This is a genomic window from Pontibacter harenae (genome assembly GCF_020907245.1).
GTDB classification, from domain to species: Bacteria; Bacteroidota; Bacteroidia; order Cytophagales; family Hymenobacteraceae; genus Pontibacter; species Pontibacter harenae.
This window is the reverse complement of the sequence record NZ_JAJJWH010000001.1, coordinates 146,773-159,790: the sequence shown is the minus strand read 5'-3', so window position 1 is coordinate 159,790 and position 13,018 is coordinate 146,773. Positions and strand designations below refer to the sequence as shown.

The window sequence follows — 13,018 nt, the reverse complement described above, 5'->3', positions numbered from 1 at the left end:
AGTAAGAAATAGCATTAGTTAGCTATACTTATTGAAAGCAGAATAAAGAATACTATATTTTAAGATACCGTTTTGACATAGTTAGAAGAGTATATTCAACTATGTAGTACACCTTTTGAAAGCTCTCTGAATTCTCTAACTGTTATGAAAATATCTTTACAAGTTAAACCTTCCTCCATCTACCTCTTTTTGCTGAAAGTATTGGCAGTACTTATTCTGCTAAATTTCGTCTCCATCTTTGTAGATTCTTACCTAACCCGTATAGGTAAAGCCACCATGGCAGATAGCTTCACGCTTAAAACCTATGTGGTTCTTCTCTTCGATTTTAATGCGGAGAGAAACCTCCCAACCTACTTTAATACCTTGATTTTGGCTGCCAGCGCAGGGCTGCTATTCTACGTCTCCAAACTTACAAAGAGACAGGCAAACCCTCAATATCATAAGCAGTGGCTTTATTTAGGCTGCATTTTTGCATTTTTAGCTCTGGACGAGTTGTTCATGCTGCATGAGTTGTTGGGAACACCTTTCAGCTCCTTTTTAAGGAATACCTTTCAGCAGCAGGAGCTAGGTGTGCTGTACTACGCCTGGATTGTACCTTACCTGGTTATCTGCGCCTTTATAGCAGTATATTACTTCAAGTTTATTTTTTCCTTACCCAAGAAAATCTCTGTCAACTTTGTTATAGCAGGGACCATGTTTGTGACTGGAGCTGTAGGAATGGAAATGATAGAGGGCTATCTGGCTGACTTAGCAGGAGGTGATGCCGTGTATTCCGATATTTATTTCAAGTTGTGTGTAACTGTAGAAGAAACATTAGAGATGCTCGGTATTATCTTCTTTATAAGAGCCCTGCTTTCATACCTGGCTATGCAAGAGTACCCTGCCTCTCTTTCTTTAAATTTGGATATTGCCAACAGAAGTAAGCAGCCAAAAATAAAGCTTTCAGAAGTGGAGCAAATAGCTTTGAAAGATAAAGAAGTAGTATTAGGACTTTCTGATAACTAAAAAGCTGCCACTCTTCAGCCTACTAACTCTTTAATCCTCTAACTCTCAAAATCTCTAACTCAAAATAACATTTTACCTTACAAGTACCCCCTCGCTTGCAGCGTAAACAGTTCAGCATACTTGCCATTCTTTGCAAGCAGCTCCTCATGTGAGCCTAGTTCTTTTAACTGGCCCTGTTCCAGAAACAGGATACGGTCCGCCATACGCACGGTAGAAAAACGATGGGAGATGAGCACAGCTGTTTTACCCTGAATAAGCTCCGAGAAGCGCTGAAACACCTCGTGTTCGGCGCGTGCATCAAGGGCAGAAGTAGGCTCATCCAATATTAGTAACTGGGCCTCGCGCATATAGGCACGGGCTAAAGCTACTTTCTGCCACTCGCCTCCAGATAATTCTACTCCTTTGTTGAAGCGCTTACCCAGCACCTGCTCATACTTACCTGGCAGGCGTTGGATTACATTATCAGCGAGGCTTTTGCGGGCAGATGTTTGAATACGTTCGCTGTCGCTTATGTTGCTGATCTGGCCTATGGCGATGTTATCGGAGGCCGACATCTGGAAGCGCACGTAGTCCTGGAAAATGATGCCCACCTGGTGGCGCAGGTCGTTCAGGTCATAGTCGCGGAGGTCGGTTCCGTCCAGCAGTATACGTCCTTCTGTTGGTTCATACAGCCTGGCCAGCAGCTTTACTAAAGTGGTTTTGCCTGCACCGTTTTCGCCTACCAAAGCTAGTTTTTCGCCTGCTTTTAAATGAAACGACAGGTGGCGCACCGCCCAGCGTTCGCTGTTATGGTACTTAAAACCGACATTTTCGAAGGTAAAGCCGTGCTGTATAGGGCGAGGGATAGGCAGAGGGTTGGCAGGAGGCGTAATCTGCGGCTGCAGCTCCAGAAAATCAAACAAATCCTGCAGGTATAAGGCGCTCTCCGCAATCTGGGAGAAGCGTGTCATGATGCCTTGCAGCAGGCCACGCATATTGTTGAAGGAGCCTGCCAAAAAGGTTAAAGTACCCACCGTTATTGCGCCTGCCACCGTTTGGAAAAGTATAAACACATAAGCTCCATAGTAGGCAAGCGTTCCTATAGCAGAAAGTAAAGTTCCCCATATTGCTCTGCGCACAATCAGACTTTTGTTCAGATAGTAATATCTATCCGAGAGTGTTTTGAAACGCCCTGATAGAAAACCTGAAAGGTTAAATGTTTTAATCTCTTTGGCGGTTTCGTCGCTGGCCCCAATGTAGCGCAGGTAATCCAGTTCACGGCGTTCAGGCGTCCAGGAACGTGAAAGGGAGTAGGTACGCTCATTAAAATGACTTTCTCCCAGAAAAGAGGGTACAACGGCTACTAAGAGTATGAGTATAAGCCACGGGTTAAAGGCCACCAAACCAACGGCCAGAAAGGCAATGGTAATTACATCCTGCACCTGCGAGAGCACCTGCGACATAAGTACCACCCGCGTAACTGTTTGCCGCCTGGCCCGCTCCAGTTTGTCGTAAAAAGTGGCATCTTCAAACTGCGCCAGGTCCAGCTTGGCGGCATGTTCTATCAGGGATATAGAAGTTCTGTTAGAGAAAAGATCGCCCAGAAGGCTGTCCAGCAGCGTTATGCCTCTGTTTATAATATCTGAAAGCAGCGCCAGCCCCAGCTCTAGCGCCACCAGTATCCAGAGGTAAGATAAATTACCGCCATCTGTCACGTCTATCAGCCTGATCACCTCATCAATAATCAGTTTTGCCACATAAAGCATAGACAGGGGAATGGCCGCTTTTACCAGGCGCAGCAGCAGGTTGCCAATGGTCATGCGCTTGCTCGTTTCCCAGATCAGGCGAAAGAACTTTGGCAGATTCTTCAGGGCTCCCAGCTGCTCTTTAAAACTCTTTTTCTCTTCTCCTTCGGTTGCCGCGGAGGCTCTTCTTCCTTTTTTAATATCACTCATTACAGTTATAACAGCTGCTGTTCCAAACTTGTTCTTTCTGTACCTGCTCCTGGTGCTAATATTTTGATAACCAGAACAGAAAAATCATGGCGCGAAACAACAGTATACCAAAATTAAATTATATTTAGAAAGAAATATAGCTGTAGGAAGCATGAAGCATTTTTACCCCCTAAACAAACTTAACGGTGCCCGTTTTGCCTTTTTATTACTGGCCTTTTTCTGGCATTTCTCTGCCTTAGCGGCACCTCGCCATGTAAAGCATGCACCAGAGCCTACCTGGGTTAAAAAGCTCCCGCACAATATTCAAACTAAAATAGATCCGAAAAATGTAAACGGCGGCTATTATTACCTGCTGCTCGACAAGCAGTACGAGGTGGAGCAGGAAGAGGTGTTTTATCACAACATCTATAAGATCACATCAGAGGAAGGCGTTCAGAACAACTCCGAGCTTAGTTTTTACTTCGACCCGAACCACGAGCAACTGTTGATGCACAAGGTAATAATCTGGCGAAACGGTAAACCGCTCGATAAGCTGAACATAGACAAAGTGAAGGTGCTGCAGCGGGAGGAGGGAATGGAAAGTAAAATTTACGATGAAAGCCTGACAGCTGTGCTGGTGCTGGAGGATGTGCGCGTGGGCGATATTGTAGAATATGCAGCTACGATAAAAGGGGCAAATCCTGTTTTTGGAGGCAAGTTCTTTAATGTTTTTAACCTGCAGAACTACGACCCGACAGATGAACTGTTTGTACACATTGTAGTGCCGCAGCAACGCAAGCTTAACTTTAAGCTTTACCTTTCAGATCAAAAACCAACCATAGCCACTGCCAACGGCAAAACCAGTTATACCTGGCATGCCAAAAACGTACCTGCCACCGTAGTGGATGGAGAGGTGCCTGAGTGGTATGATCCCTATCCTGGTGTTTATGTGTCGGAGTTTAGTTCGTGGGGGCAGGTGGCGGAGTGGGCGCTTCCGCTATACGATATAAAAGCAAAGCCAAGTAAAGCACTCTCTGCCAAAATTGATAGTATAAAAGCCCAATATAGTACAGAAAGCGATCGTATTGTAGCAGCTTTACGCTTTGTACAGGACGAAGTGCGTTATTTGGGTTTGGAGGCAGGTATAGGAGGCTTCAAGCCACGCGATCCATCGGTGGTATTTGCGCAGCGCTTCGGCGACTGTAAAGACAAAGCTTTGCTGTTGTGCACCATGCTGCGGCAGATGGGTATTACGGCTTATCCCGCTTTAGTAAGTTCGTCTTCTCAGAAGCATGTTGAGGATGTTTTGCCTTCGCCACACGCTTTTAACCACTGCATTGTGCAGGTAGTGCAAAAAGGAAAGACGCTATGGTACGATGCCACCATGAGCAAACAGCGTGGCACTTACTATAATATTTACCTGCCCGAGTACGGCAAAGCACTTGTGATAGCGCCACATACCAAAGGCCTGGAAACAGTGCAGAGCAATGCTGCCAAAACAGCCAGGGTGAAGGTGCAGGAGATTTTTAACATCAACAGCGTAGGAGGTGCAGCAGAACTGGAGGTACACACAGAATACCACGGTTCCCAGGCCGACTACCAGCGCAGTTACTTTGCCTCTACCAGTTTAAAAGACATAGCGAAGTCTTACCTAAACTTTTACGCCAGCAGTTATCCCGAAATTGAAGCAGCAGCGGAAATACGATATGAAGATGACGAAGCCTCTAATACTTTCACCACCATAGAAAAATACAATGTAGCCGAACTCTGGGTGGAGCAGAAAGAGAACAAAGAAATAGTAGAGGCCAGTTTTTACCCGCAGGTACTGCGCGGCTATGTTAGCCTGCCAAAGACAACCAAGCGTACCATGCCATTGGCCCTAAGCTATCCGACAGCTGTTGAGCATAAGATAACAGTGTTGCTGCCCGAAGAATGGCCAGTAGCTAACGAAAACTACAATGTAGAAGACGATGCTTTCACCTTCACAAAAGATGTACATTATGGCCCTGATGGCAGAGAAGTAAATTTACTTTACACTTACCAAACCTTACAGGATCATGTGCCTGCTGACGCAGTAGCTTCTTTTGTGAAGAAGCAGAACGAAATACTGGATGAAATGAGCTATGGCCTTACCTATAATAAAGCCTTGACTGGTGGTGGCACCGCTACAGACTTTAGCTCAGTGTCTATTCTCTTTGCTTTACTTGTACTTGGTGCTGCCGCTTTTGGAGCCTACAAACTATATTATTATGATCCAGCTCCAGCACCCAGCTACAGTTTGGCCGATGGAGAGCCGATAGGAGGATGGCTTATTCTGGTAGCTATAGGATTGTTTTTAACGCCGCTGCGCATGCTGTTTGTTATTTTTGACGAAGTTTACTTTCAGCAAACAGTGTGGGATGGGTTTTGGGGGAACTCTGCTGCGGTCTCTGGTGCGTTAGCTGGAGTTGTAGTAGCTGAATTGGCATTCAACATAGCGTTCTTTGTGTATAGCTGTATACTTGTTTACTTGTTCTACAGGCGTAGAACAAGCGTGCCGCGCCTTATGGTTATCTTTTACGCCTCTAACTTTGTTTTTATAGTTGCAGAATACCCGCTAATGTACTTGCTAGACTTACCCTTGGATGGAGGAGGAGATGACACTACAACAGAAACGTTTCGTGCCTTTATAGCAGCGGCAGTGTGGATACCTTATTTTTACCTGTCGCATCGGGTTAAAGGCACTTTTGTAGAGCAATTACATCCTGCGCCAATTATAGAACCTATTATAACAGATGAGGCTGAGCAAGCAGGAGTACTAAACTAGCAGAGTAGTTAATTGCTGAAAATCAGGATAAATAGTACCTTCGTGTGTTGTAACATCAGAATTTAGCATCAACATCATTAATAGGGAAAAGTGAAAAAGATAAGAATGGCTATAGCCATAATAGCCACCATTTGTTTAGGGACCTCTGCCCAGGCGCAGGAGGTACGGTATTTCAATAGATGGAATCAGGAGGTGAACAAGGCTGAGGCTGATCATTATGATGTGATTGATGTTCAGAGTGACGGTTCAGCAGTTGTAAAAAGTTATACCTTGGGCGACACGCTTGTAAAGGAGAGCCATTTTAAAGATTTTGTACAGAACAGGAGTGGTAAGTGGGTTAGTCACGGCTTATTCCGAGAGTGGCACACGAACGGGCAACTGAAAAGCGCTGTCAATTATCAGCATAATAAAATTGTGGGGCAGTACACCTCCTGGTACAAAAACGGGCAGAAGCATTTTGAGAAGCGCTATGTAAATGGGGAGTTGCAGGATACCCTGAAAGGTTTTTACGATGATGGAGCACTCCGCCGATTGGAGATTTACCTTTCTGGTAAAATGATGAAAGGGGAGGTGTACGCGAAAGACGGTAGTATTTTGCCTTATTATCCTGCCGAGGAAATGCCTGAGTTTCCAGGAGGCATACCGCAGCTAATGAACTTCATAAGGTCTAATGTTAATTATCCTAAAGCTGCTCGCAAGGCTAAAGCTTCGGGAATGGTAGTGGCTTCTTTTATTGTAGAACGAGACGGCACGATAGGAGACATTATGATAGTGAGAGGTGTTCATCCTGATTTAGATGCAGAGGCGGTAAGAGTGGTGAAAGCTATGCCAAGGTGGAGAGCAGGTTCGCAGGAAGGAGAGCTTGTGCCTGTTCGTTATAATTTGCCAATAAGGTTCTCGCTATAACACGGCATTAAAAACATCATAAAGCCCATCTTCTGACTTGCTTTTGGCCGTGGCTTATACCTCTTTAGCACGGAACAAAGTTTTTAAAAGCTACAATGGATTACGAATCAAGATAAGTCAATGTAGATCAGCGCACTCGTAGCTATACTTTATTGGGTGCCTTTTTGCTGTCTTGAATGTGATGATTAGCATTAAGTTGAAATAAGTTTACCAGGAGCGTGTGTTTCTGAAGTTACAGGAGGATAACTTGTATAAGGCTCTGGAAACTTCTAAAATATATGCTATACTCAAGTTACCTGTCATAATGAAGAAACAGATTTTAATTTTTATTCTTGCCCTGTTCGTGCAAACAGCTCTCTTTGCTCAGGAAGTATTATATGTTTGGAGTCTGACAGGAACTGAATTAAAAAGAATGCCATCACAGGCAAGTGAAACACTTGAAAGCTTTCCATTTTCAAGCAAGGTAGTATTCAAATCAAGAAAGGAAGATTCAGTTCCTACCATTCAGTCAAGGGAGAGCGGATATTGGCTGCAGGGCTACTGGATGAAGATAGAATCGAAAGGTTTAGTAGGTTATATTTTCAGTGCAGATTTTTCAGCAACAGCTCCACCCAAGGTTATAGAAAATGGATTCGAAAGAATTAATATGGAAGCAATACTTGGGAGTAAACTTTCCGACACCTTGATCCTTGGTTCCACAACCATAGAGTCACAGGTGTATCAGACAGAGAATCACCTTACCAAATTCCAAAATGGCAGATATACTTATGAACCCTTTGATGGGTGCTTTGACCATACCTATACTTTTTATAGCTTAGATAAAGCTCAAGTGTTTCATTTAGCTTTGAGCATGTACCGTTCTAAAGTTGGTGACCAGTTGGCTACCCTTCAATTTTTTGAAGAACAGAATGGAGAGATAAAATTCTGGGGAACAGAAGCCACTGTGGAAGTAAAAATCAGCAAGTCAGATTTGGGATGGCAGATATTCTCCTACGACTGTACTTGATAAAATGACATCAGGTAACACGACACAGGCTTTATACTCGGCTTTGCCTCGTTCACAGCCTGTCCAATTCCGTTATAGAAAGCTACAGAAATGAGAAAAGCCCCACCAAAATGGCTGGGGCTTTCTCTCACCTCAAACAAACTAAACTAATCTAAACTTTACTAATCTTATCTTTTGCCTTGATAGGCTTTGTACTCAGTTACTCAAATTTTGATTTTTTTAGGGAATGGCAGGAAAAAATCAAAATAAAGCATCTCGTAACTTGCTTTATTAAAATCTGCATTAGATATTAACCTGCCGAAGTGTTCCTTCCCTTAAATCGGGTGCAAAATTACACTTTCTATTTCCTATTAGAAAGTAAAAAGCAAAATATTTTTCATTTTCTGAGAAACGGCGTCTGGAGAGCGTATAACCGCTCTTTTAACACAGATTATATATCTGCAGAACCTCTACGAACAGAGCCAAAAGAAAGAAGGAGGAATAGGACAGGTGCTGTTATAAAATTAAAACTGTTGTGTAGCTATTTGGAAAAAGGTTTTCGAGAGAGAAGAAGTGGATGAGCAGGAGGGTGTAAGGATATAACAAAAGTAAGGCAAGCGCCTTAACTTTTCATTTGCTTTTTTACACCTCTTGCACAATCAGATGCTCTTGCTACCCCAAACAATGTTCAGCGAAACACGCGCCGCAATGTACAGTATTTCCTCTTATACTATAATATCTGCCTGTTCAACACAATTAGGCGTAATCTCCTTCAGTTGTATCTTATATATATACTATATTTCTAATATTTTTTATATTGTATTAGGTTAAATATATTTAAAAGAACAAAAAGTAGTGGTTTGAGTATAGTAAAGTTCTGTTGTTAGTGTCATTTACGCTCTATTCGCTTCTCGCATGAAACATGTCTACACTATTCTGCATCCTTTGGCTGTTTTTGTTATCGCTGTGTTAATGCATTATGCCCGCACCGAAGCTTTCTATGCGGTTCCGTTAGTTGTTTTAGGGCTGCTGTATGTAGTGGGAATGGTTTGCGGAACAATGAGACATTCCTACTCCCTGCGTACAGAATAGATTACTACGAATTGTTGCTGCCTTTTCTCCCTCTTTCAGCAATTGGAGTAAGGCCTGACAACAGGCTCCAGCTAAAAAAGAGTATAGAGCCAAGGTTTCGCTAGTACGTTCTCCTGTCTTTTTAGCTGCTGCCTAGCAGCTTTCTTTTAATGAGCCTATACAACTTAGCAGGCAGTTTGGGAGTAAAAAAGAAGGATATGTAGTTTTGGTGCCAAATAAACCTGCAATGCTCTACGATTCAAGTCCTCAAAAAGAAGTTGTTTGTCCGAACTGCGGAAAAGTAGTGCCGCCCACTAAAAGGTGCCCGAACTGTGGCAATTACCTGCCGCGAAAAAAGAGGTTTGATTTTGAGAAGCTAACCGTGGGCGAAATACTTTTATTGATACTAGGCGCGATTATGTTGGGAATAGGCTTCGTGGCGCTTTAATTCTATCTAAAATATAATGAAGACACTGTCCCATCCTGTCTTCCTGGTCTGTTCATTCCTTTTCTGCCTTAACCGATTACTGGAGTTCAACGAAGTTTACCTGTGGCCACTCTACGCGTACCTCGATGACTTGCTCTGCATGCCTCTTTCTCTTTCTGTTGTTTTAGTAGCAGAACGCCTATACTTTAAAAACAATGACTTCATATTAGCCAATCGGTACATTGTATGGGCGGTGGTACTTTTTGCTTTTTTCTTCGAGCTGCTGCTGCCCCTCTTTTCCAATAAGTATACTGCCGATGTTTTCGATATAGTAGCCTATGCTGTTGGGGCGGTAGTATTCAATATAAGCATAAATAGGCCTATTTTAAAAAAGGCAGAGAGTTGAAGTAAACAAAGGTTTCGGGCTTCTTCTGTAGTTTCTGAATTATAAATTTTATAGCCTCAGGCAACCTTTCTGATTTTACTGCATCTTTAGATTGAGAGTCGCAGCTTACTTATACAATGCCCTTTCTTTTTCTAAGAAAATCAAGTTAAATCATAAATCAAGAAACTATGAAAGTCATGAAATCTCTTACCTCTTCTTTGGTTCTTTCTCTGATGGCCTTACTGTTTTTAGGTGTGCCAGCCTTTGCCCAAACCTTAAAGGGGAATGGCAACTTAAAATCTCAGACAAGAAAGGTTTCTGGTATTAGTGGTATAGATGTGAGCGGAGGATTTCAGGTAGAACTGACGCTAGGCAATAACGAGTCGGTGAGGCTGGAGGCAGAGGAAAACCTGCTGAGCAACATTAAAACAGTGGTAAGAAACGGGGTGCTGCATATCTATAACGACAAAAGCATCAGTTCCTCCAAAAGCATGAAAGCCTACATAACCTTGCGCGACCTGACGAGCATTGATATAAGCGGTGGTGTGAAAGTAGTAGGCAAATCGGTGTTTAAGCCGAGCAAGCTGACGCTAGATATGAGCGGCGGCACATCTGTAAAGCTGGCGGTAGAAACCAGCAGCATTAATGCCGATATGAGCGGCGCGAGCAAGATAGAACTTACAGGTAGAACGAATACTTTAGTAATGGATATGTCTGGTGCCTCTAACGTGAACGCAGAAGGTTTACAGGCTAAAAGGGTAAGTGTAGAGGCAAGCGGAGCCAGCAAAATAAGGGTGCATGCCACAGAGTCTTTAGATATAGATGCCTCTGGTGCATCCAACATCGCCTACAAAGGTAACCCAAGAGTCACTTCTGATACTTCTGGCGGTACTAAAATTTCAAAGATTTAAGCAAGAGAATACAACCGAAATACAACCGAAAGCTAATGAAAGGAGCAGCCTGCTGGGTTGCTCCTTTTTAGTGGCTGATGGTATACTTATCCTTCGGGAGTTGCAGTGCGTATAGGTATAGCAGAAATCAAAAAACTGTAAAACTATGAGCGAAGCTAAGAAAACAACTAACCATGATGAGATAAAGAAGTGGGCTGAACAGCATGGGGGCAAGCCTTCCATTATAAAAGGCACCGAAAAAGACGGGGGCGGCGAAGGCGTACTGCGCATCCATTTTCCAGAGAAGAGCGACAGCAACGGCAGCTTTGAGGAAGTAAGCTGGGATGAGTTCTTTGATGAGTTCGAGAACAGCAAGCTAGCCCTGCTCCACGACCCAAGCGGCAACTTTAATAAGCTGGTAAGTCGGGATTAGGTTCTTTGACAAAGGATGATTTGAAAAAAGACAGTTTGACAAAAGACTTCTTATAAATCATAAAGGCCGATGCAATCCAGCATCGGCCTTTATGATTTATAGCATTTCCCGATCGTTTGATTAACGAACAACGTTCAACGAAAATCTATCGCACAGGCGTTGGCAGCACAGGTAAACTTGCATTGCCATCAGCATCTACAGATTGTACTGCAAAATAGTAGTTGTCTTTGGAGTAAGGTAGCGTAACCGTAGTGCCATCTACAGCAAAAGAGCGCTCCCAAGTTGGGGCAGATGTTTCACGCATCAGTACTACATAACCTGCTGGCTTTTTTCCTTTGGCAGGAGTTTCCCACTTCAGCTCAGTTTTATTCGTCAAGCCAGAAGTAACCACTCCTACTTTTTCTGGAGCATAAGGAGCCATAGCCAAGCTTGCCATACTTGCCAGGTTTAGGCCAGCATTTTTGCGCAGGTAATTAAAGTCCATGTACTCTACCAGGTCGCCGTACTGCACACCGTTTTCTTTGCGCACGTTCTGGTGCTGGTGGTCAAAGTCTTCGTTCATTTCGCTCATGCGTACTGCGGCAAAGCCCTGCTGATTGAATGGTGTGTGGTCGCCGCCACGCAGGAAACGGTCAGCACGGTAGCCTAACACCACTTCAATCTGGTCTACATATTTTTCGCCTACCATTTTCATATAGCGGGCCAACTGGCGGCTGTCGCCATCATTTTCAGAGCCCAGAGTTCTGCGCATTCTTGCTGCACGCTCGTCTTCAACAGAAGGAGTGGCCTCGCTGAAGATACGTACACGAGAATTGTCATGTATGCCCATCTCAGAAGAGAAAGAGTTACCTAAAATGTCGTTGTTTTGCATGGCGATCAGGTTCCAGCCTTCTTCTTTAGCTCTTTTTGCTAAGTGGCTGGAGCCGTACAGGCCTTGCTCTTCACCCTGAAAAGCGACAAACTTAAGAGTTGCAGGAAAGTTACGAGAAGCCATTACGCGTGCCATTTCCATTACCAAGGCTACCCCAGAGGCATCGTCGTTGGCACCTGGAGCTTTGCTTTTGGCATCCATTACGTCAGTAGCACGAGAGTCTAAGTGCGCGCCGACTATAATTACGCGGTCATCGTTCGGGTCAGAGCCTTTTAGCGTAGCGATTACGTTGGCCATTTCGGTGTCGTTGGGTACGCGTCTGCCGTCGGCTTTCACCACGAACTTGTCCATCTCTACGGTCATGCGTCCGTTAGAGGCCTGGGCATACTTCTCAAACTCTGATTTTACCCATTCACGTGCAGCGCCTATACCGCGTTTCTTATCGGTAGTGGTGCTTAGAGTATGGCGAGTCTCAAACGACACCATTTTCTCTACCAGCGCCTTCAGGTTCTGGGCCGAGATCTCGTCCACCATCTTTTTGATTTCGTTATCCTGGCGGGCAATGGTTTGTGCGGTACTTATAGTAGTGCCAGCAATAGAGAAAGCTATTAGCAGCAAAACGGCCTTCAGGTGGGCAGTTAAATTAGTTTTGGTCATATTTAGAGTGTTAAGCTTAGTTTATCTTTTAAAGATAAGCCTAATTCTAAAAAGAGGCAAAACGACTTTATCCTATGTTAGAGTGAAAGTGGTAGGCTTAAGAGTAGCAAAGCCTGCATCGCTCGTTCTCCAGCTTGTATAGTTCCTGCTCCACGCTCAATACGCTTTTAGCCTCCGATAATTCAGTTTGGTAACGGCGGGAGAGGTCGCGGCGGCGGATAGCTTCCAGAAAGCGGCGGGTATCTTCGCGGTTTTCCAGTACCAGGCCAGGCACCTGGGCAGGTTTATCGTCTTCGCCTTTGGCCACCAAGGTAAAGTAAGATGTGTTAGTATGTTTTACAGTGCCTTTCTTTACGTTTTCAGCAATTACTTTTATACCTACCATCAGCGAAGTATTGCCAACATAGTTTACAGAGGCCAGCAAAGACACAAGATCGCCTACCTCCACGGGTTGTAGAAAGTTTACGGCATCAACAGAAACGGTGACACAGTAATTGCCCGCGTGTTTGGCGGCACAGGCGTAAGCCACTTTGTCCATCAGGGAAAGCAGGATACCGCCGTGTATTTTGCCACCGAAGTTGGCGTAGCTCGGTATCATGAGTTCAGTAAGTGTGGTACGGGAGTAGGAAGCCGTACGGAAAGCTGGTGTTGTCATGGGAGCAGAGAATT

12 protein-coding genes are annotated in these 13,018 nt (G+C 44.2%); 9 read left to right on the top strand and 3 right to left on the bottom strand.

The genetic code is table 11. The annotated features are described in order from the left end of the window. The first annotated feature begins 144 nt into the window (after positions 1-144). Entirely contained in the window at positions 145-1,005 is an 861-nt protein-coding gene (locus LN893_RS00710) for a DUF8692 domain-containing protein (protein WP_229967288.1), read from the top strand. A gap of 77 nt (positions 1,006-1,082) precedes the next feature. On the opposite strand, the gene LN893_RS00705 is transcribed toward LN893_RS00710, so the two are convergent. Continuing rightward, a complete protein-coding gene (locus LN893_RS00705; RefSeq protein WP_229967286.1) occupies positions 1,083-2,939 on the bottom strand; it encodes an ABC transporter ATP-binding protein in 1,857 nt (618 codons plus the stop codon). A 151-nt stretch (positions 2,940-3,090) separates the two neighbouring features. Between LN893_RS00705 and LN893_RS00700 the strand changes: the two genes are divergently transcribed. From LN893_RS00700 to LN893_RS00665, 8 genes are all read left to right on the top strand, one after another. After that, a complete protein-coding gene (locus tag LN893_RS00700; RefSeq protein WP_229967284.1) occupies positions 3,091-5,724 on the top strand; it encodes a DUF3857 domain-containing protein in 2,634 nt (877 codons plus the stop codon). Positions 5,725-5,829: 105 nt separating this feature from the next. Beyond that, positions 5,830-6,630, top strand: a complete 801-nt coding sequence (locus tag LN893_RS00695; RefSeq protein ID WP_229967282.1) for an energy transducer TonB — start codon at positions 5,830-5,832, stop codon at positions 6,628-6,630. Positions 6,631-6,934: 304 nt separating this feature from the next. Then, positions 6,935-7,636 (top strand): hypothetical protein, encoded by a 702-nt coding sequence (locus LN893_RS00690; RefSeq protein ID WP_229967279.1) that lies wholly within the window; start codon positions 6,935-6,937, stop codon positions 7,634-7,636. Between the two features lie 894 nt (positions 7,637-8,530). Further along, positions 8,531-8,707 carry a hypothetical protein gene (locus LN893_RS00685; protein WP_229967277.1) on the top strand — a complete coding sequence of 59 codons (177 nt, stop codon included), beginning with the start codon at positions 8,531-8,533 and terminating at the stop codon, positions 8,705-8,707. A gap of 226 nt (positions 8,708-8,933) precedes the next feature. Further along, positions 8,934-9,134 (top strand): large ribosomal subunit protein bL32, encoded by a 201-nt coding sequence (locus LN893_RS00680; RefSeq protein ID WP_229967276.1) that lies wholly within the window; start codon positions 8,934-8,936, stop codon positions 9,132-9,134. Between the two features lie 16 nt (positions 9,135-9,150). Further along, positions 9,151-9,519, top strand: a complete 369-nt coding sequence (locus tag LN893_RS00675) for a magnesium citrate secondary transporter (RefSeq protein ID WP_229967274.1) — start codon at positions 9,151-9,153, stop codon at positions 9,517-9,519. Between the two features lie 167 nt (positions 9,520-9,686). Further along, on the top strand, positions 9,687-10,409 hold the full coding sequence (locus LN893_RS00670) for a head GIN domain-containing protein (protein WP_229967272.1): 723 nt from the start codon (positions 9,687-9,689) through the stop codon (positions 10,407-10,409). Between the two features lie 145 nt (positions 10,410-10,554). Beyond that, on the top strand, positions 10,555-10,821 hold the full coding sequence (locus LN893_RS00665; protein ID WP_229967270.1) for a hypothetical protein: 267 nt from the start codon (positions 10,555-10,557) through the stop codon (positions 10,819-10,821). 145 nt (positions 10,822-10,966) lie between these two features. Here the strand turns inward: LN893_RS00665 and LN893_RS00660 are convergent, their stop codons facing one another. Further along, on the bottom strand, positions 10,967-12,349 hold the full coding sequence (locus LN893_RS00660) for a M28 family peptidase (protein ID WP_229967268.1): 1,383 nt from the start codon (positions 12,347-12,349) through the stop codon (positions 10,967-10,969). A 97-nt stretch (positions 12,350-12,446) separates the two neighbouring features. Then, the gene (locus LN893_RS00655) at positions 12,447-13,004 is read right to left on the bottom strand and encodes an acyl-CoA thioesterase (protein ID WP_229967266.1); all 558 of its coding nucleotides are present in this window, start codon (positions 13,002-13,004) and stop codon (positions 12,447-12,449) included. Positions 13,005-13,018 lie beyond the last annotated feature (14 nt).

Bases quoted from the DNA above. Each gene is read 5' to 3' on its own strand.
- LN893_RS00705 (WP_229967286.1), bottom strand. From the start codon at position 2,939: ATGAGTGATATTAAAAAAGGAAGAAGAGCCTCCGCGGCAACCGAAGGA.
- LN893_RS00670 (WP_229967272.1), top strand. From the start codon at position 9,687: ATGAAAGTCATGAAATCTCTTACCTCTTCTTTGGTTCTTTCTCTGATG.
- LN893_RS00690 (WP_229967279.1), top strand. From the start codon at position 6,935: ATGAAGAAACAGATTTTAATTTTTATTCTTGCCCTGTTCGTGCAAACA.
- LN893_RS00675 (WP_229967274.1), top strand. From the start codon at position 9,151: ATGAAGACACTGTCCCATCCTGTCTTCCTGGTCTGTTCATTCCTTTTC.
- LN893_RS00655 (WP_229967266.1), bottom strand. From the start codon at position 13,004: ATGACAACACCAGCTTTCCGTACGGCTTCCTACTCCCGTACCACACTT.
- LN893_RS00660 (WP_229967268.1), bottom strand. From the start codon at position 12,349: ATGACCAAAACTAATTTAACTGCCCACCTGAAGGCCGTTTTGCTGCTA.
- LN893_RS00665 (WP_229967270.1), top strand. From the start codon at position 10,555: ATGAGCGAAGCTAAGAAAACAACTAACCATGATGAGATAAAGAAGTGG.
- LN893_RS00685 (WP_229967277.1), top strand. From the start codon at position 8,531: ATGAAACATGTCTACACTATTCTGCATCCTTTGGCTGTTTTTGTTATC.
- LN893_RS00695 (WP_229967282.1), top strand. From the start codon at position 5,830: ATGGCTATAGCCATAATAGCCACCATTTGTTTAGGGACCTCTGCCCAG.
- LN893_RS00700 (WP_229967284.1), top strand. From the start codon at position 3,091: ATGAAGCATTTTTACCCCCTAAACAAACTTAACGGTGCCCGTTTTGCC.
- LN893_RS00680 (WP_229967276.1), top strand. From the start codon at position 8,934: ATGCTCTACGATTCAAGTCCTCAAAAAGAAGTTGTTTGTCCGAACTGC.
- LN893_RS00710 (WP_229967288.1), top strand. From the start codon at position 145: ATGAAAATATCTTTACAAGTTAAACCTTCCTCCATCTACCTCTTTTTG.